This is a genomic window from Pseudomonas sp. GV071, from assembly GCF_003050835.1.
In the GTDB taxonomy this organism is placed as follows: domain Bacteria; phylum Pseudomonadota; class Gammaproteobacteria; order Pseudomonadales; family Pseudomonadaceae; genus Aquipseudomonas.
Window position 1 is genome coordinate 569,573 of sequence record NZ_QAOJ01000001.1, and the last position, 17,193, is coordinate 586,765.

Annotated in this window: 19 protein-coding genes; 8 read left to right on the forward strand and 11 right to left on the reverse strand. The window is 61.0% G+C overall.

What is annotated here, in order from left to right:
• Positions 1–17: 17 nt before the first annotated feature.
• Entirely contained in the window at positions 18–455 is a 438-nt protein-coding gene (locus tag C8K61_RS02535) for an Lrp/AsnC family transcriptional regulator (RefSeq protein ID WP_108094594.1), read from the reverse strand.
• Between the two features lie 149 nt (positions 456–604).
• On the opposite strand from C8K61_RS02535, the gene C8K61_RS02540 reads away from it, so the two are divergent.
• Complete coding sequence (locus C8K61_RS02540) at positions 605–1,498, forward strand: DMT family transporter (RefSeq protein ID WP_108094595.1); 894 nt, start codon at positions 605–607, stop codon at positions 1,496–1,498.
• A gap of 3 nt (positions 1,499–1,501) precedes the next feature.
• Here the strand turns inward: C8K61_RS02540 and C8K61_RS02545 are convergent, their stop codons facing one another.
• Entirely contained in the window at positions 1,502–2,299 is a 798-nt protein-coding gene (locus C8K61_RS02545; protein WP_108094596.1) for a cytochrome c, read from the reverse strand.
• Positions 2,300–2,975: 676 nt separating this feature from the next.
• Here C8K61_RS02545 and C8K61_RS02555 point away from each other — a divergent pair.
• Both C8K61_RS02555 and C8K61_RS02560 read left to right on the forward strand, forming a co-directional pair.
• On the forward strand, positions 2,976–4,181 hold the full coding sequence (locus C8K61_RS02555) for an acetyl-CoA C-acetyltransferase (RefSeq protein ID WP_108094598.1): 1,206 nt from the start codon (positions 2,976–2,978) through the stop codon (positions 4,179–4,181).
• Positions 4,182–4,210: 29 nt separating this feature from the next.
• Positions 4,211–6,355, forward strand: coding sequence for a 3-hydroxyacyl-CoA dehydrogenase NAD-binding domain-containing protein (locus tag C8K61_RS02560; RefSeq protein WP_108094599.1), 2,145 nt, complete (start codon positions 4,211–4,213; stop codon positions 6,353–6,355).
• A 112-nt stretch (positions 6,356–6,467) separates the two neighbouring features.
• Here the strand turns inward: C8K61_RS02560 and C8K61_RS02565 are convergent, their stop codons facing one another.
• The 4 genes from C8K61_RS02565 to C8K61_RS26910 form a co-directional block, all read right to left on the reverse strand.
• The gene (locus C8K61_RS02565) at positions 6,468–8,168 is read right to left on the reverse strand and encodes an autotransporter domain-containing protein (protein WP_256589345.1); all 1,701 of its coding nucleotides are present in this window, start codon (positions 8,166–8,168) and stop codon (positions 6,468–6,470) included.
• Between the two features lie 646 nt (positions 8,169–8,814).
• A complete protein-coding gene (locus C8K61_RS02570; RefSeq protein ID WP_108094601.1) occupies positions 8,815–9,006 on the reverse strand; it encodes a hypothetical protein in 192 nt (63 codons plus the stop codon).
• Between the two features lie 29 nt (positions 9,007–9,035).
• Entirely contained in the window at positions 9,036–9,242 is a 207-nt protein-coding gene (ptrC, locus tag C8K61_RS02575) for a type III secretion system co-regulatory protein PtrC (RefSeq protein WP_256589346.1), read from the reverse strand.
• 36 nt (positions 9,243–9,278) lie between these two features.
• Positions 9,279–9,413, reverse strand: coding sequence for a hypothetical protein (locus C8K61_RS26910; protein ID WP_256589347.1), 135 nt, complete (start codon positions 9,411–9,413; stop codon positions 9,279–9,281).
• A 345-nt stretch (positions 9,414–9,758) separates the two neighbouring features.
• On the opposite strand from C8K61_RS26910, the gene C8K61_RS02580 reads away from it, so the two are divergent.
• Positions 9,759–10,487, forward strand: coding sequence for an amidotransferase (locus C8K61_RS02580; protein WP_108094602.1), 729 nt, complete (start codon positions 9,759–9,761; stop codon positions 10,485–10,487).
• Positions 10,488–10,588: 101 nt separating this feature from the next.
• On the opposite strand, the gene C8K61_RS02585 is transcribed toward C8K61_RS02580, so the two are convergent.
• Positions 10,589–11,125 carry a hypothetical protein gene (locus C8K61_RS02585; RefSeq protein ID WP_108094603.1) on the reverse strand — a complete coding sequence of 179 codons (537 nt, stop codon included), beginning with the start codon at positions 11,123–11,125 and terminating at the stop codon, positions 10,589–10,591.
• Positions 11,126–11,311: 186 nt separating this feature from the next.
• On the opposite strand from C8K61_RS02585, the gene C8K61_RS02590 reads away from it, so the two are divergent.
• Together C8K61_RS02590 and C8K61_RS02595 are read left to right on the forward strand one after the other, a co-directional pair.
• Positions 11,312–11,557: a hypothetical protein gene (locus tag C8K61_RS02590; RefSeq protein ID WP_108094604.1), complete on the forward strand. Its 246-nt coding sequence runs from the start codon at positions 11,312–11,314 to the stop codon at positions 11,555–11,557.
• Positions 11,558–11,626: 69 nt separating this feature from the next.
• Positions 11,627–11,872, forward strand: a complete 246-nt coding sequence (locus C8K61_RS02595; protein WP_108094605.1) for a hypothetical protein — start codon at positions 11,627–11,629, stop codon at positions 11,870–11,872.
• 82 nt (positions 11,873–11,954) lie between these two features.
• On the opposite strand, the gene C8K61_RS02600 is transcribed toward C8K61_RS02595, so the two are convergent.
• Both C8K61_RS02600 and C8K61_RS02605 read right to left on the reverse strand, forming a co-directional pair.
• The gene (locus tag C8K61_RS02600) at positions 11,955–12,320 is read right to left on the reverse strand and encodes a DUF3509 domain-containing protein (protein WP_108094606.1); all 366 of its coding nucleotides are present in this window, start codon (positions 12,318–12,320) and stop codon (positions 11,955–11,957) included.
• Between the two features lie 173 nt (positions 12,321–12,493).
• Entirely contained in the window at positions 12,494–12,805 is a 312-nt protein-coding gene (locus C8K61_RS02605) for a hypothetical protein (RefSeq protein ID WP_108094607.1), read from the reverse strand.
• A 296-nt stretch (positions 12,806–13,101) separates the two neighbouring features.
• Between C8K61_RS02605 and C8K61_RS02610 the strand changes: the two genes are divergently transcribed.
• The gene (locus tag C8K61_RS02610) at positions 13,102–13,503 is read left to right on the forward strand and encodes a DUF2513 domain-containing protein (RefSeq protein WP_108094608.1); all 402 of its coding nucleotides are present in this window, start codon (positions 13,102–13,104) and stop codon (positions 13,501–13,503) included.
• Between the two features lie 108 nt (positions 13,504–13,611).
• Positions 13,612–16,101 (forward strand): glycogen/starch/alpha-glucan phosphorylase, encoded by a 2,490-nt coding sequence (locus tag C8K61_RS02615; RefSeq protein WP_108094609.1) that lies wholly within the window; start codon positions 13,612–13,614, stop codon positions 16,099–16,101.
• 444 nt (positions 16,102–16,545) lie between these two features.
• Here the strand turns inward: C8K61_RS02615 and C8K61_RS02620 are convergent, their stop codons facing one another.
• Together C8K61_RS02620 and C8K61_RS02625 are read right to left on the reverse strand one after the other, a co-directional pair.
• The gene (locus C8K61_RS02620; protein WP_108094610.1) at positions 16,546–16,968 is read right to left on the reverse strand and encodes a hypothetical protein; all 423 of its coding nucleotides are present in this window, start codon (positions 16,966–16,968) and stop codon (positions 16,546–16,548) included.
• Between the two features lie 12 nt (positions 16,969–16,980).
• A complete protein-coding gene (locus C8K61_RS02625; RefSeq protein ID WP_108094611.1) occupies positions 16,981–17,181 on the reverse strand; it encodes a hypothetical protein in 201 nt (66 codons plus the stop codon).
• Positions 17,182–17,193: the final 12 nt, after the last annotated feature.

The window sequence follows — 17,193 nt, forward strand, 5'->3', positions numbered from 1 at the left end:
GCTCTTGTGGGGTGTGCTCACCCCATCGGCGGCAACCGCCGTTTCACCGGGGTCTTTTTCACGATCGCGGTGTTGGTTTCGGCGTAGTGATTGAGCCGGTCGAGCAGGGTGTCGAGCTGCTCCATCGAGCGCACATGCAGGCGGGCGATAAAGCAGTCGTCGCCGGTGACCTTATCGCACTCGGTGAACTCGCCAATCGCCTGAATCTGCCGCTCCACTTCCTGCAACTGCCCCGGCAACGGGCGAATCCGCACGATGGCTTGCAGCTGGTAACCAAAGGCCTTGGCGTCGATGTCGACGGTGTAGCCGGTGAGCACGCCGCGCTCTTCCAGGCGGCGCAGACGCTCGGCGACGCTGGGTGCGCTGAGGCCGCTGAGCTGTGCCAGGGCTTTGAGCGAGCGGCGCGAGTCTTCCATCAGGGCGGTGATCAATTGCTGGTCGATTGTGTCGGTCATGGCGATGTTGTTCAAAAAAGGCGGAAGAGGGATTTCAGCCTTGATAAAAAAGGCTCGCGGCGATTCTAGCCTTGTTTTTGCCATGGAGCCTGCCCGCCCCGAATCGCCATACTGTGCCCACTGAAAACGTCACTGAGTGGGAGGCAGCGATGCACAACACACAACAGCGCGGCATGGTGGAAATGGTCGCCGCGATGCTGATTTCCGGCACCATCGGCTGGTTCGTGCTGGTCTCCGGGCAACCGGTGCTGGAGGTGGTGTTCTGGCGTTGCCTGATCGGCGCCGGCACCTTGCTGGCGATCTGCGCGGCCATGGGTTTTCTGCGCGCGGGGTTGCTTACGCGGCTGACCTTTGCCCTGGCCGTGCTCAGCGGCGTGGCCATCGTCGGCAACTGGTTGCTGCTGTTTGCCGCCTATTCCCGGGCGTCAATTGCCATCGCCACCGCGGTGTACAACGTGCAGCCGTTTATGTTGGTGGGGCTGGCGGCGCTGTTTCTTGGTGAGCGCATCACGCTGCTCAAACTGTCGTGGTTGGCCGTGGCGTTTATCGGCATGTTGGCGATTGTCAGCGCCCATGGCCGCGACGGCGGCAGCGGCGTTGATTACCTGGTGGGCATCGCCCTGGCCTGTGGCGCGGCGTTTCTCTACGCGATAGCGGCGCTGATCATCAAACGCCTGACCGGCACACCGCCGCACCTGATCGCGCTGATTCAGGTGTGCACCGGGGTACTGATGCTGGCGCCATTTCTCTACGACAGTCCGTTGCCGAACGCAGCCGTGGCCTGGGGCAGTCTGCTGACCTTGGGCATGGTGCACACCGGGGTGATGTATGTGCTGCTCTACAGCGCCATCCAGAAACTGCCCACGGCGCTGACGGGGGCGCTGTCCTTCGTTTACCCGATTGCCGCGATTCTGGTCGACTGGCTGGCCTTCGACCACCGCCTCAGCGCCCTGCAATGGCTGGGCGTGAGCATGATTCTGCTGGCGGTGGCCGGTATGCAGCGGGGTTGGGGGCCGAAAGCCTGGCGCCCGGCGCTGGCGTAACGGCTACGAGGCTTTACGCCCGGCCATATGCCGCAGGTAGGCGATCAACTGCTGCAACTCGGCGTCGCTGAGCACCTGGGGGCTGAAGCCCGGCATCTTGCCTTGCGGCCAGCGCCGCAGGCTTTGCGGGTCGCGGATATAGCGGGCGAGAAAGTCGCCGCTGAAATACTCGGTGGGGTTGTGCGGCAGGTTGAGGTCCGGGCCGAACTGGGCATCGCCCGCACCATTGAGGCGGTGGCAGGCCAGGCAGTTTTTCTGCAATTGGGCGAAGCCGGCCTGCACGTCGGCGCTGGCATCAGAGGCCGGCAGCAGGGCGGGGAAGCGCTCGGCTAGCGACGTCAGACGACTGATTTTCGCCACCTGAAACGGCCATTGCTCCGGGCCGATATGGCTGGCCTCGGGGTTAGTCCACACCAAGTAGAACGGCCCGGCACTCGGCTTGTCGGCGCCGAGCTTGGGCCACGGCTGCGCCGGGTCTTCGATGGCCAGCCAGGCGCGGCTACCGGCCTGTTGCAGCACGGGGCCGGCGGCCAGCTCAGCGGCAAAACCATCCAGCGCCACCACTTGCAGGTGGTCGCTGTCTTTCACACCTTCCAACAAGGCAGCCAGCGGGATTGCGCGGTAGTGCATCGGCCGTTCGTAGGCGACGTCGTTGGCGATATCCAGGGCTTGCAGTTGCGGATGTTTGAGCAACTCGGTGGTGCTCAGGGTGCGGGTGCCGGCGGGGAGGGAGAGGGTGAGGTCGGCGGCCAGCGCCGGCAGGCTCAGCAGAACGAGAAAACCAGCGAACAAGGCACGCATGCAGGGGCTCCATCAGGGATGTGGCGAACCCTAGCACAGCAAAAAGCATCGCGGCTAAAGCCGCTCCTACGATGGGTGTGGTTCGTAGGGGCGGCTTTAGCCGCGATGCTGTTTAAAGAGAATGAGTGGGCGGCGCTCAGCTGATCAGCCGCGAAAGGTTGGGAAGTATCAGAACGACGGTGGTGGCAAAGAGTATCCATCCGGCCTGGCGGATTTTCGGTTGTTTAAACATGGCGGTCGGCCTTTGTTCTTGTTGGCATGCGCGGGCCGTGGGTGCAGCAGGTCCCCGTCACGCCTTGGCTCAGTATAAAAATCGCTCCGGCAAAACCCGGCAGCGACGCCCTAGCTCTATGAACGTTAGCTCTGTAAACAGTAGGGGCCGCGTCACACGGGGCTTAGAAGACTTGGTATCTAGAAAATGGCTGCTTGCGCCCCTTGGTTATGCCAAAAACTGATATCAGCAACCAACCCGTGTTCCAGACACCTCGCTGCCCAGCCCTGTGCCCGCTGAAAGCCACGACCGTTCGTCTGAGCAGAGTGGTCAATGGCCCTGAGCATTTCGGTCATTGAGCCTGGGGCGTCTGGGGGTAAGGTGTAGCGGCATACAACAACAGGCATTTGCGCGGCTGCGCGAAGTGCCGATAGCCAGTCCTTCAGCAGAAGGCCAGAGGATGTCATGACCGAAGCATTCATTTTCGATGCGGTGCGCACCCCGCGCGGCAAGGGCAAAAAGGACGGCGCGTTGCACAGCGTCAAACCCGTCAACCTGATGGCCGGCCTGCTCACGGCGCTGCAAGTGCGCAACAACCTCGACACCAGCCAGGTCGATGACATCGTCCTCGGTTGCGTCACCCCGGTGGGCGACCAGGGCGCCGACATCGCCAAAACCGCGCCCATGGTCGCCAAGTGGGACGTGAGTGTGTCCGGCGTGCAGATCAACCGCTTCTGCGCCTCGGGTCTGGAAGCGGTCAACCTCGGCGCGATGAAAGTGCGCTCCGGTTTCGAAGACCTGGTGGTGGTTGGCGGCGTCGAGTCGATGTCGCGGGTGCCCATGGGTTCTGACGGCGGCGCCTGGGTGATGGACCCGGAAACCAACCTCAGCACCAGCTTCGTGCCGCAAGGCATTGGCGCCGACCTGATCGCCACCCTCGAAGGCTTCAGTCGCACCGACGTCGATGCCTTCGCCCTGCGCTCGCAACAAAAAGCCGCGCGCGCCAGCGCCGATGGCTCGTTCAACAAATCGCTGATTCCGGTCACCGACCAGAACGGCATCGTGCTGCTCGACCACGACGAATTTATCCGTGGCGACTCCACCCTCGAAGGCCTCGGCGCGCTCAAGCCGAGCTTCGAAATGATGGGCCAGATGGGCTTTGATTCCACCGCCATCCGCCAGTACAGCCACGTCGAGCGCATCCACCATGTGCACACCCCGGGCAACAGCTCGGGCATCGTCGATGGCGCCGCCGCCATGCTTATCGGCTCGGCTGCCAAAGGTAAGGAACTGGGCCTGAAAGCGCGGGCGCGCATCGTCGCCACCGCCGTCACCAGCACCGACCCGACCATCATGCTCACCGGCCCGGCGCCGGCCACCCGCAAAGTGCTGGCCAAGGCCGGCCTGAGCGTGGACGAAATCGACCTGTTCGAAGTCAACGAAGCCTTCGCCTCGGTGGTGATGAAGTTCATGAAAGACATGGGCGTGAGCGAGGAGAAGGTCAACGTCAACGGCGGCTCCATCGCCATGGGCCACCCATTGGGCGCCACCGGTTGCGCGATTCTCGGCACGCTGCTGGATGAGTTGGAGAAACGCAATCTGCGTTATGGCCTGGCCACTCTCTGTGTAGGCGGCGGTATGGGCATCGCGACCATCATCGAACGCGTCTGATCGCGCACCGGACTTAGGATAAAAACAAAATGACTGACGCCATCCGTTATGAAAAAGGCCAGGACAATATCGTTGTCCTGACCATCGATATGCCCGGCCAAAGCGCCAACACCATGAACGCCGTTTACCGCGAAGCGATGGCCGCCACCGTGGCCCGCCTGGAAGCGGAAAAGGCCGAGATTGCCGGGGTGATCGTCACCTCCGCGAAGAAAACCTTCTTCGCTGGCGGCGACCTCAATGAGCTGGTGAAAGTCACCAAGGCCGATGCCAACGACTTCTACCAGATGATCCTCAACATCAAAGGCCAACTGCGTCGCCTGGAAACCCTCGGCAAGCCGGTGGTGGCCGCCATCAACGGTGCGGCCCTGGGCGGCGGTTGGGAAATCTGCCTGGCCTGCCACCACCGCATCGCCCTGGACAGCAGCGCCGTGCAACTGGGCCTGCCGGAAGTCACCCTCGGCCTGTTGCCGGGCGGCGGCGGGGTGGTGCGCATGGTGCGCATCCTCGGCCTGGAAAAGGCCCTGCCTTATCTGGCCGAAGGCAAAAAAGTACGCCCGGCCGAAGCCCTCAAGGCTGGTTTGATTCACGACATCGCTGCCGACCGCGACGAGATGCTGGCCAAGGCCCGCGCCTTTATCGCCGCCAACCCGACGGCGGTGCAGCCGTGGGACGTGAAGGGCTACAAGATTCCTGGCGGCACGCCGTCGAGCCCGAACGTGGCGCAAATGCTCGCCATCGCCCCCTCGGTGCTGCGCGACAAAACCAAAGGCTGCTTCCCGGCGCCGGAGAAAATCATGTGCGCGGCGGTGGAAGGCGCCCAGGTCGACTTCGACACCGCGCAACTGATCGAAGCGCGTTACTTCACCGAGCTGACCACCGGCCAGGTGGCGAAAAACATGATTGGCACCTTCTGGTTCCAGCTCAATGAAATCAACGCCGGCGGTTCGCGGCCCAAAGACCAGCCCAAGTACCAGACCCAGAAGGTTGGCGTACTCGGCGCCGGCATGATGGGCGCTGGCATTGCCTATGTATCGGCAGTGGCCGGTATCGAGGTGGTGCTCAAGGATGTGTCATTGGAAGCCGCGGAAAAAGGCAAAAGCTACTCCGCCGCCTTGCTCGACAAGAAGGTCGGCCGTGGCCAGATGAACGCGGAAAAACGCGACGGCATTCTCGCCCGCATCAAGGCCACTGCCGATGAGGCAGATTTCGCCGGCTGCGACCTGATCATCGAAGCCGTATTCGAAGACCGCGACTTGAAAGCCAAGGTCACTGCCGCCGCCGAACGCCATGCCCTCAGCGATGCCGTGATTGCGTCCAACACCTCGACCTTGCCGATCACCGGCCTGGCCACCGCAGTGGAGAAACAGGACAAATTCATTGGCCTGCATTTCTTCAGCCCGGTGGACAAGATGCCGCTGGTGGAAATCATCAAAGGCGCACGCACCAGCGATGAAACCCTGGCCCGTGGTTTCGACTACGTCATGCAGATCAACAAGACCCCGATCGTGGTCACCGACAGCCGTGGTTTCTTCACCTCGCGGGTGTTCGGCACCTTCACCAACGAAGGCCTGGCCATGTTGGGCGAGGGCGTGAACGCGGCAATGATCGAAACCGAAGCGCGCAAAGCCGGGATGCCGGTGGGGCCTTTGGCGATCAGCGATGAAGTGTCGATGAGCCTGATGAATCACATTCGCCAGCAGACCATCAAAGACCTCGCCGCCGAAGGCAAGCAGATCCCCAACCACCCGGCATTCGCCGTGGTCGACCTGATGCTCAACGAATACAAACGCCCGGGCAAAGCCGCTGGTGCTGGTTTCTACGAGTACCCGGCCGGCGGCAAGAAACACCTGTGGCCGGAACTGAAAAGCCGCTTCGAACAGGCCGACGCGCAGATCTCCCAGGAAGACGTGCGCGACCGCATTCTGTTCATTCAGGCGATTGAGACCGTGCGTTGTGTCGAGGAGGGGGTGTTGCTGTCCACTGCCGACGCCAACATCGGTTCGATCTTCGGTATCGGCTTTGCGGCCTGGACCGGTGGGGCGCTGCAGTTCATCAACCAGTACGGTCTGAAAGACTTCGTGGCCCGCGCGCAGTACCTGGCCGAGCAGTATGGCGAGCGCTTCCTGCCGCCGGCGTTGTTGCTGGAAAAAGCGGCCAAGGGGCAGGGGTTCTAAGGGCCTTCAAAAGCAGCGAGGCTGAATCGGATGGCTGCCCCCCTTTCCCACAAGAATCTCCGAAACCCTGTGGGAGAGGGGGGCATCCGATTCAGCCTCGATTGGCCCTCAGTCAAAACGCATAACGGTACTGAACACCTACCCCCAGTACCGCCCGCTCGCCTTGATACGGCGAAGCCCCCAGTTGCACCCCACCACTCACCGTCGAGTTGCCGTTGATGGCATGGCTATAGCCCGCCATAACCACTGGCACTGCGCGGCGTTTTTCCAGGCTGCTGGCAAACCTGAAGTGCGACAGCCCAGGCACCTTCGAGCTGCCTTCGATATCGGCCGTGTCGTCGCTGAGCAGGGTGTCTACCGCCAGGCTCAAATGCAGGGTGCCTTTGGCGTTAATCGGTGTAGCGCTGCGCACGCCAACAGTGGCGTAGGTTTGGCGGCTTTTTGAGCTGTCGACGGTCAGCGGGAACGCCACATTGCGCTCAGTGAAACCGTCTTGGCCGGTGCGGGCATGGCTCAGGGACACTTCCGGCGTCACCAGCGTGGTGCCGACCTGCACACCGTAGTGGGCGGCAACGCGCACGGCGGTGCTGCTCATTTTCAGGTTGGCGCGGGCGCGCTGCACATCGGTCAGGCCAACGCCACGTTCAAATGTGTTATCGCTTTTGCCCAGCGCAACACTGGCGCTGCCACCCCAACCGGTGTTGTCCGAATTTTGCTGGTAGGCGCTCCACAAACCCAGACCAAACGCTTTGTTCTGCTCAGCGTCCTGGTCCTTCAGCGTGCTAGCGCCAATGCTCAGCGTGGCGCCGGCGGTGAATTGCTCATTCAAACGCAGGCCGCCGCTGAGTTGCAGGTCATTCTGGTAATCGCTGTTATCAGCACCGCCAGCGTAACTCTGGCTGCCGCCGCTCAGGCAATAGGTTTGGTTGATGCCGGGATGGCATTGCTGCTGAGTAAGATCGCGCAGACGGCGGGTTTGGTTGCTGACCAATTGGTTGACCGTGTCGGCGCTTTGGATCAGGGAGGTTTGCAGGTGGTCGAGGTCTTGCATCGCGGGGCTGTCGGGCGTCCAGATAAAGGCGCGATCACCGCTCTCGCCGACTACGGTGTTGCCGTCGTCGGAGACGCTGGTAGCGCCGCTGTGGCTTTGGCCGGAGAGCACACCCAGGCTGGTCATGCCGGTAGTTTCGGTCCAGCGGAAGGCTGTGTCGCCGCTATAACCCACCACCACAGATCCGTCGGCATTGACGTCCAAAGCGCCGCTGGAGTTGCCCGGCGTTTTATCGAGGTCTTGCATTCCGCCCGCTTCCGTCCATCGAAAGGCATGTCTTTGCCCGTCAACCCAATCGCTGAGGCCCACAATCACCGAGCCATCCCGATTGGCGGCGTGGGCTTGGCTATACGTTCCACCCAGCGAACCAAGGTCAGTGATGGTGCTCGAAGCAACGTCCCAGCGAACGGCTTTATAGTCAGCTGTGTAGCTGGGCCCATCTTTGTAGCTGGCCCCCACTACAACTTGGCCGTCGCCGCTTATTCCGTGAGCCCAGGCACCGGTATCCCCTGACAGAGTGCCGAGGTCTTTCATGTTGTCGGCTTTTGTCCAGAGAAAGGCGCGAGCGTTACCGGCGGAGTTGCTCGAGAAACCAACAACCGCATTGCCGTTGTCGCTGACCCCCCGGGCTTGGCTTACAAGTCCACCCAAAGTACCCAAGTCGGTGAAGCCGTCATCCACTGACCAGATATAGGCGTGAGCGTTATCACTTTGACCGACAATGGTTTTCCCGTCATAGCTCACCGCATAGACGATTCGCATTGGTCCAACTTGGCGGTAGCCCTCGCCTTTACTCCAGGTAAAAAGTTGATTGCCAGACGTATCAGCCACTACTCCCGCCACTACTTTGCCGTCGCCACTTATGGCCGGTGAACGCGGAGCATCCACTCCCGAAAAACTCCCAAAATCCAACATCACCGCCGCCGCCGGCTGAGCGGCTAGCAGGGCCAATGTTGAAACGACCGTGGTGGAAAGCAAACGCCAACGCGTGAGCGCCTGGCTCAGGGGGGAACGGGGAAAGGAAAGGGTTTTCATCGCGCTGGGCCTGCAGGGAGAAGTGAAGCGGCAAGCTTCTGCAATGCAGGGTGGAGGTTGCTGTCATCTGGTTCTTGGTAGTGCGTAGGGATGCAGTGCGGCGTTGTGTAGGGGAAGCCTTACAGGTGCGGGCTGTGCGGGCGGGAGCGCCCGGGCGGCAAGGCGGGGAGGGGCTTTTTCGCGGTGTGGGCTTTGTTGCCTATGGGGTTGCCGGCTTGAGCTGGATTGTCAGGTTGTAGCGTCTAAAGCATCGAGGCTGAAGCCTCCCTCAGAATTGTGCGGTCCTTTTGTGGAAGAGGCCGGTCCGGCGCTCCGGTCAGCCTCGATTTCCTGGAAACTTCCACTCTCCAACCATTCCAACCGGCATAAACACTCAGCCGTGCAACACCACGGGTAGGGCGTGGCTGATGCGTTCGACCAGGGCTACCGGGATGTCACGGCCAACTGCGGTGTGCGGTACCCGGTCGTAGCTCATGCTGAGGGTCAGCAGGGTGACGGCAGTGATGGTGTAAAAACCAATGCCGGCCCAGGCTCCGTTGCGGACGTATCTGGCGGTCTGGCTCATGTTGATGATCTCCCGGAAAAGGCCGCTGGTTACAAGCTGCACCCAGCGTCTGCACCGCAGATCAGCTGGCTGATGGCTTGGCGTTCACTCAGGTGCGTTGGCATCTTCAGGGTGACCAGGTGGCCGTCCAGCAACTGGATGGCCAGTTCGGTCTCAAAGTGCAAACCACTTTCGTCGAGGGTGGCGTAGGTCACGCCATAGGCGTTCTTGCCTGTTTCGCTGTACATGCTGCCCATGGCGTTCTCCTTGGTTTACCTGGCTGAGCACTGGGCTCAGTGACGGGCGGGTTTCTGCTCGGCTTTCACCGGGGCCGGGGTTTTGTCGGCGGCGCGATACAGCTCGGCGTTCAGGTGGCTGGCGAATGCAGACGCGGCTACAAGGCTGGCGATGGCTCCGAATTTGTTCATGGCGATAATCCTCATCTGGTATGGGGCGGTGTTGCCCGATGGGTCGCATGATTGCCGAGCGGCAGCAAAGCCAGAAGTGAATGGGCGGCATGGTGACTATCGAAGCCGGTGATACAGCCCAGCGGCGCTATCGACAGGCCGATATGGAGGGCGGCGAACTGCTCAGAAAACCAGCCAGTTCGTAAAATTTTATTGACGAATGCGGGGCCAGCGTTTCTGCACCCGATTTCACAAATAATTCTGCGAAAGCGAGACGGCCGGCGGTTTATGGGTTCCTTTGCGCGCGCTGCTATGTTAAATAAAACAAACAGCTGGCCTTCACCTTCATCGCTTCAGGAAATCCTTATGTCGTTACGTATCTGCATTCTGGAAACAGACAATCTGCGTCCGGAACTGGTTGACCAATATGAAAGCTATGGCCGCATGTTCGAGCAACTGTTCGCCCGTCAGCCCATCGCCGCCACTTTCACCATCTACAACGTGGTGGCCGGTGATTACCCCGCAGATGACGAGCGTTTCGATGCCTACCTGGTGACCGGCAGCAAAGCCGACTCCTTCGGCACCGACCCGTGGATTCAAACCCTGAAGACCTACCTGCTGGACCGCTACCAGCGTGGCGACAAGCTCCTGGGTATCTGCTTCGGTCACCAATTGCTGGCGCTGCTGCTGGGCGGCAAGAGCGAGCGCGCGCACCAGGGTTGGGGCGTGGGCACCCACCGTTACCAGATTGCTGAACAGCCGACCTGGATGACCCCAGCGATGAACGAGCTGACCCTGCTGATCAGCCACCAGGACCAAGTGACTGCGCTGCCGGACAACGCCACCGTGGTCGCCTCCAGCGCCTTCTGCCCGATTGCCGCCTACCGCATCAACGACCAGGTGCTGTGCTTCCAGGGCCACCCGGAATTTATCCACGACTACTCGCGCGCCTTGCTCGACATTCGTCAGCAGCACCTGGGTGAGCAGATCTATAAAACCGGGATCGACAGCTTGCAGCACGACCACCACGGCACCGCCGTAGCCGAGTGGATGATGCGCTTTGTGGCGCAGGACAAGAACCCGCAGTTGGCTTGATTTCGAGAGCCCGACCTGAATCGTTGTGGGAGGGGCTTCAGCCGCGAACTTTTAAATCAAAAGCATCGCGGCTGAAGCCCCTCCCACAAAACGGCGCCTGATCACACGCTGACGTTGATCAACTCATCCGCGCTGTCGCCATGGTCGGCGCGGTAGTCCTGCTGGTGCTCCTGCAGCTTCTGCGCAAACAGCGTCTGCACCCGCTCGGCAATGCCGGCTTCGACGTTCTGCCGCGCTTCTGGCGTCATGTTCGCCAGGTCTTCCTCGGTAATGCCCAGCTCTTCGAGAATGGCGGCGCGCATTTTTTCGCCGGGCGTCATGTCCATCCAGTCGTGAAACTCTTCCGAGGCGGTTTTGCCGGTCTTGGTGCTATCGCTTGCGCTCATTTCGCTACCGTCGCTGTCAGAACTGGAAGCGCCTGAGGCGATGTGGTTGAGCGCCAGCTTGAGCTTGGCGAAGGCTTCTTCGTCCAGGCCTGAACCGGTGTCGGCGGTGGCGGCGGCGTCTGCGGCCTTGATGGCGGCATTGATCGCCACCTGGTCGTCAGCACGCAGGTTGAAAGGCTCTTTATTGGCGGGGTTGGCGCGGGTGTGCCAAAGCTGGGCGGCATAGCTGCCGAGGGAACCGATGGTGCTCATGGGGCATGTCCTTCGCGTGGCCATTCGATTGAGCGGGGGTCAGAGCAACGGCCGTGCCAGGAGATTAAGCGTCTGATTTATATCGATAAATAGTTGTTGCGCGGAACAAGCGCAGCGGTCAATGGCGGCAACCCCTAGCCGGCAAGCGGCTAGCGGTTGCCGCCTTAACTCGGAATAAGGACCACGATGGACTATCTCGATTTACTGCAATGGCCCGCCATGGTCGTGACCGTGCTGGCGGCCTGGCTGATTGGCGCACAAAGCGCGCGCCGACGGATGGCCGGCTTCTGGGTCTTCATTCTGAGCAACGTGCTGTGGGTGGTCTGGGGCCTGCACAGCCATGCCTACGCGCTGATCCTGCTGCAGTTCTGCCTGTGCGCGATGAACTGCCGCGGCCTGAAGAAAAATGCTGACACGGTCACAGAGCAGTAACGACGGCTAGACGCCGGTGGGCAGCGGCTATAGTGATGTCTTACTGCCGAAACAAACGAGGTCCGCTTTATGGACTGGCTGGTCACCTATAAATACAACAATGTCGAACGTCATCTGCAGTTACAGGCACGCACGGTCCCGAATATTCAGGTTGTGGCCTTTCGCGCGGTGATGGAAGTGTTTGGCGAGAAGCCGCCGGTAGACAAAGTGGCGGGGCAGCCAGTGCTGGAATGGATGCGCGCCTGCGGCGTGGATATCACCGACGTGATTCTGCTGCGCCGTACTAGCCGCAACGCCAGCGCCGATGACGCGTAGGGGTAAAAGCGGCATATCCCGACGATAAAAAGCCCGAGGTTATCAGCCTCGGGCTTTTTTCATTGTCAGTAGAGCAGGGCGCTTAGCAGGCCACTGCCTTTTGTGCGCGGCGCTGACGCAATTCCTGATTCGAGCGGCGGGCCAGGGTCTTGGCCTTGGTCACGTGGATCGGGCCTTCGACATAGGTCGGCAGCTCGCGCTCCACCCAAGCCGCTTCGTCGCCACGCCAGCGCAGCAGGCCGGCCTCGATCTTGATCTCGCGGTGCAGCTCACGAATCAGTGAATGCATGCGCACCGGGCTGAGGATCTCCTCGCTCTTGATCGCCTTGCACAACGGTTTGCCGTTCTCGCCTACCAGCGACAGCAGCAGGCTGCCATCGGGACGTGGCTTGATCGCTACGGTGTGTTGGGGGAAGGCGTCGAAGAATTCTTTTATGGCCAGTTGCATTCCATGTACTCCATCGATTCTTTTCAGGTGGAGGGAATAGAGCAGATGGCATGCCAGAAATTTAACAAGGGTAAATTCTTTTAAAAACAATAACTTATCTATTTGTGTTGCCGCTTCGGTCGTGCACTTTGCATGATCGGGCAAAAGCCGACCTTGCAAAGTGCAAGTAGCGCCTAGCTGAACGGTTGCTGGAACGGCGTTTTCACCGGCAGGTCCGGTCCCAGTTCATCGGCGTCGAACACCTGCGGTGCATAGGTACGGCGCAGCGGTTTGCGCGGCGGGCGCTGGGCCACTTCGGGCAGGTGCTTGAGGTGGTAAGTGGCGGGCAGCGGCCCCTGGGCACGGCCAAGGCCGCGATAGATCGCCACCGAGCCGAGGACGATATCCGCGGCGCCCACCACACCTTTAACCGCCATGCCTTTGCGAATCAGCAGAATGCCGCCGGCAACGGCGAGCAGGCGTTCGAGATAACCGGGATTGGCCATGGCGTGTTCCTCGTGGTTGGCAACGGATACAAGGTCTGAACGAGGTCCTGCGCCGGGAGTTCAGGTTTTTCCGTGAACGGTCATTTTGCTGGGCAAAATTGTTGAACTCTCGCGCCTATCCGCACACCTATCCTGTAGGGGGCCGGACAGCCAAACGCTCAAGCATCAGTTATTGCGCGCAGCCTTGCTGGTCGACTGGCTTCGGTCATTGGTAACGGTCCCCTGCAAATCTTCCTGCTGCGAGGGTAGTTCGGCAGGGTAAGGAGACCGCAAGACGGGGACGAGGAGCTAAGGCAATGAAGAGAGATTGGGAGCTGGTCAGGGAGCTGCTGTTGGACATCGAAGGCCTGGAGAAGGGCCATCATTTTTTCCCCCACCGTATCGATGAACATTCCAGTGACAGCGTCAGCTACCACTTGCACCTGCTGGAACAAGCCGGCCTGGTGGAATGCGCCGACCATCGCCCGTTAAGCGGCGAGTTGGTGCGCATCGGCAAAGCCCTGACCCTTACCGGCCATGACCTGCTCGATCTGATCCGTGATGAAAACCTGTGGATCGTGAAGAAGGCCTTCCTGATCGAGCACCTCGGCGGCATCACCATGGATGCGCTGAAGTCGACCATGGCCCTGTACCCCAGCGACAGCGGTGGCTCCTTCAGTGTGTCGCGGCACGCGCAGAACGACGCCCTATTCAATTGATCACCCGGTAGCGTCGGCAGCCCTCGGCTGCCGATCGGCTACTGCATTGGCTGCCAAATTGGCCGCCGCTTTCACTCGCGCTCACTTCATCTGACCGAGGCACGCACCATGTCCGCTGAAAGCAAGCCGCAAGACGCGCCCACGTCCATTCCCACCCCCGACGTGCAGGCCTTCAAGCAAAGCATCCTGGCCAAGCTCAAATACGCCGTCGGCAAGGACCCGGCCAACGCCTATATCCACGACTGGTTCGAAGCCATCGCCCTGGCGGCCCGCGACCACCTGGTGGACAACTGGGAGGAGTCGGAAGCGCGGGTCGACCGTAAACCGCAAAAGCGCGTGTATTACCTTTCGCTGGAATTTCTCATCGGCCGTCTGCTGGTTGATTGCCTGAGCAACCTCGGCCTGTTGGAAACCGCGCGCCTGGCCCTGGCTGAACTGGACGTTGACATCGAGCGGATCCGCGAAGTGGAACCGGATGCCGCCCTTGGTAACGGCGGCCTAGGGCGGCTGGCCGCGTGTTTTATGGAAAGCATGGCCACCCTCAATATCGCCGGCCACGGCTACGGCATTCGTTATGAGCACGGCCTGTTCAAACAGGTGATCAGCGATGGCTGGCAGCACGAGCACACCGAGACCTGGCTGGACTTCGGCAACCCCTGGGAATTCGAGCGCCCGGAGGTCAGCTACAACATCGGCTTTGGCGGCAGCGTCAACACCGTCACTGAGCGCAACGATGTGCCGCGCCAGCATTGGCAGCCCACCGAAATCATCCGCGCCATTGCCTACGACACCCCAGTAGTCGGCTGGCGCCGAGCCGGGGTCAACACCCTGCGGCTGTGGCGAGCGCGGGCCCTGGAAGACCTGCAACTGGAGCGCTTCAACGCCGGTGACCACTTGGGCGCCGTGGCTGATGTGGTACGTGCCGAAAGCATTTCCCGGGTGCTGTACCCGGCCGACAGCACCGAAGCCGGACAGGAACTGCGCCTGCGCCAGGAGTTCTTCTTCGTCTCGGCCTCCTTGCAGGACCTGCTCCACCGCCATATGCGCCTGCACGGCGACATTCATTCGCTGCCGGAAAAAGTCGCCATCCAGCTTAACGACACCCACCCGGCCATCGCCGTGGCGGAGCTGATGCGCCAGTTGGTGGACGTGTACCGCATCGAGTGGTTCAACGCCTGGGAACTGAGTGTGGCGACCCTGTCGTACACCAACCACACCCTGTTGCCGGAGGCTTTGGAGTCGTGGCCGGTGTCGTTGATGGAGCGCCTGCTGCCGCGGCATATGCAGATCATCTACCTGATCAACGCCTACCATATCGACTCGCTGCGCGCCCAGGACATCCACGACTTCGACCTTCTGCGCTCGGTGTCGCTGATCGATGAAGACCACGGCCGTCGCGTGCGCATGGGTAACTTGGCGTTTCTCGGCTCCCACAGCATCAACGGCGTGTCGGCGCTGCACACCGACCTGATGCGCGAAACCGTGTTCCGCGACCTGCACAACCTCTACCCGGACCGCATCCGCAACAAAACCAACGGCGTGACCTTTCGCCGCTGGCTGTACCAGGTCAACCCGCAGCTCACCCAGTTGCTGATCGACAACATTGGCCAGGGCGTGCTCGATAGCCCGGAAAGCTCGCTGATCAAGCTGGAGCCCTTTGCCGATAAAGCCAATTTCCGCAAACAGTTCATCGCCCAGCGCCAACACAGCAAAGCAGCGTTGGCGCGGCTGGTGAAAGAGCGGTTGAACATCGACCTCAACCCCGACGCGATCTTCGACGTGCAGGTCAAACGGATCCACGAATACAAACGCCAGTTGCTCAACCTGCTGCACACCGTGGCGCTGTACCAGGCGATTCGTAACGACCCGACTACCGACTGGGTGCCGCGAGTGAAGATCTTCGCCGGCAAGGCGGCGGCCAGTTATCACCAGGCCAAGCTGATCATCAAACTGGCCAACGACATCAGCCGCACCATCAACGACGACCCGACGGTGCGTGGGCTGCTTAAGGTGGTGTTTATCCCCAACTACAACGTCAGCCTGGCGGAAACCATCATTCCGGCGGCCGACCTCTCCGAGCAGATCTCCACTGCCGGTATGGAGGCCTCGGGTACCAGCAATATGAAGTTCGCCCTGAATGGCGCGCTGACCATCGGCACCCTGGACGGCGCCAACGTGGAAATGAGCCAACTGATCGGCGCCGAGCATATGTTTATCTTCGGCATGACCGCGCAGGAGGTGAAGCTGCGGATGCAGAACAACGACTTCGACACCATCCATGTGATCAAACAGTCGGAGCGTTTGAATGCGGCGCTGGAAGCAATCAGCAAGGGCGTATTTTCCCCCGATGATCCTGAGCGCTATGCCGGGCTGATCGACGGCCTGGTGCACCACGACCGCTACATGCTCTGCGCCGACTTCGACTCGTACTGGGATGCCCAGCGCAAGGTCGATGAACTGTGGCAACAGCCCAACCAGTGGTGGCGCTCAGCCGTGCTCAACACCGCGCGCACCGGCTGGTTCTCCTCCGACCGCACCATCCGCGAATACGCCGAAGACATCTGGAAAGCGATGCCGCCGGAGAAGAACAAGAAGTAGCGCGTTTGCAGGCCCGGCCAATCGCGGCTGAAGCCGCTCCCACAGGAGAACCTCGATCCCCGTAGGAGCGGCTTCAGCCGCGATGCTTTTAGCGATTTAGCCCAGGAAAAAAACAGGGCGTTTGCAGGTCCGGCCTATCGCGGCTGAAGCCGCTCCTACAGGAGAACTTCGATCCCCGTGGGAGGGGCTTCAGCCGCGATGCTTTTAGCGATCTAACTCAAGCAAAAAACAGGGCGTTTGCAGGTCCGGCCTATCGCGGCTGAAGCCACTCCTTCAGGAGAACTTCGATCCCCGTGGGAGGGGCTTCAGCCGCGATGCTTTTAGCGATCTAACTCAAGCAAAAAACAGGGCGTTTGCAGGGCCGTCCAATCGCGGCTGAAGCCGCTCCTACAGGAGAACTTCGATCACTGTGGGAGGGGCTTCAGCCGCGATGCTTTTCAGCGATTACCAAAACCCGGTCGGGTGCTGTTTGGCGATGTAATCGGGCTGCAGCCCGAATGCGGTCTGGAAGAAGGTGGCGAGGCGGGTGTGCAGCACCATCTGGTTGATCGAGGCGAGTTTGCCCCGTTGCACCCGGCGTTGGTTGCTGTCGCTATAGAAGTCTTCATGCAGCACTTTCTGCAGGCTCGGTTCGGCGGTGATGCAGCAACTATTGAAGCCGTGCTCAAGCTGCCCGTCGGGGTAGTTCACCAGCAGGCATAAACCGGGGCTGGCTTTCTCGGCGCCGTGCAGTTCCAGGCGCACTTCCAGCCCTGCGCCTTGGGCGTAGGTACGGGCTTCCTCGAACAGCGGCATCGCGCACTCCTGCATCAAGGTCATGAAGGCATCGAGAAAGGCCTGGGTGTCGACTGCCTGGCTGTCCATCATCGGCGCCACTCCTTAATGGCCGGCGCGGGCAGGTGTGTGCCGCGCCTGGGCTGAGCGCAGGGCAGGGCGCTGCACCGGCTGTGGTTGGGGATGGTTCTGGTGATAGTGGGCGTTATGGTGACGCCGGGCGATGCGCAGCATCCCCCACAAGGTGGCCGCTGCCACCAGCAGCCAGGTTCCGATCAGCAGCAGAATCATGCTTTCAGGTGGCATACGGTCCTCCTC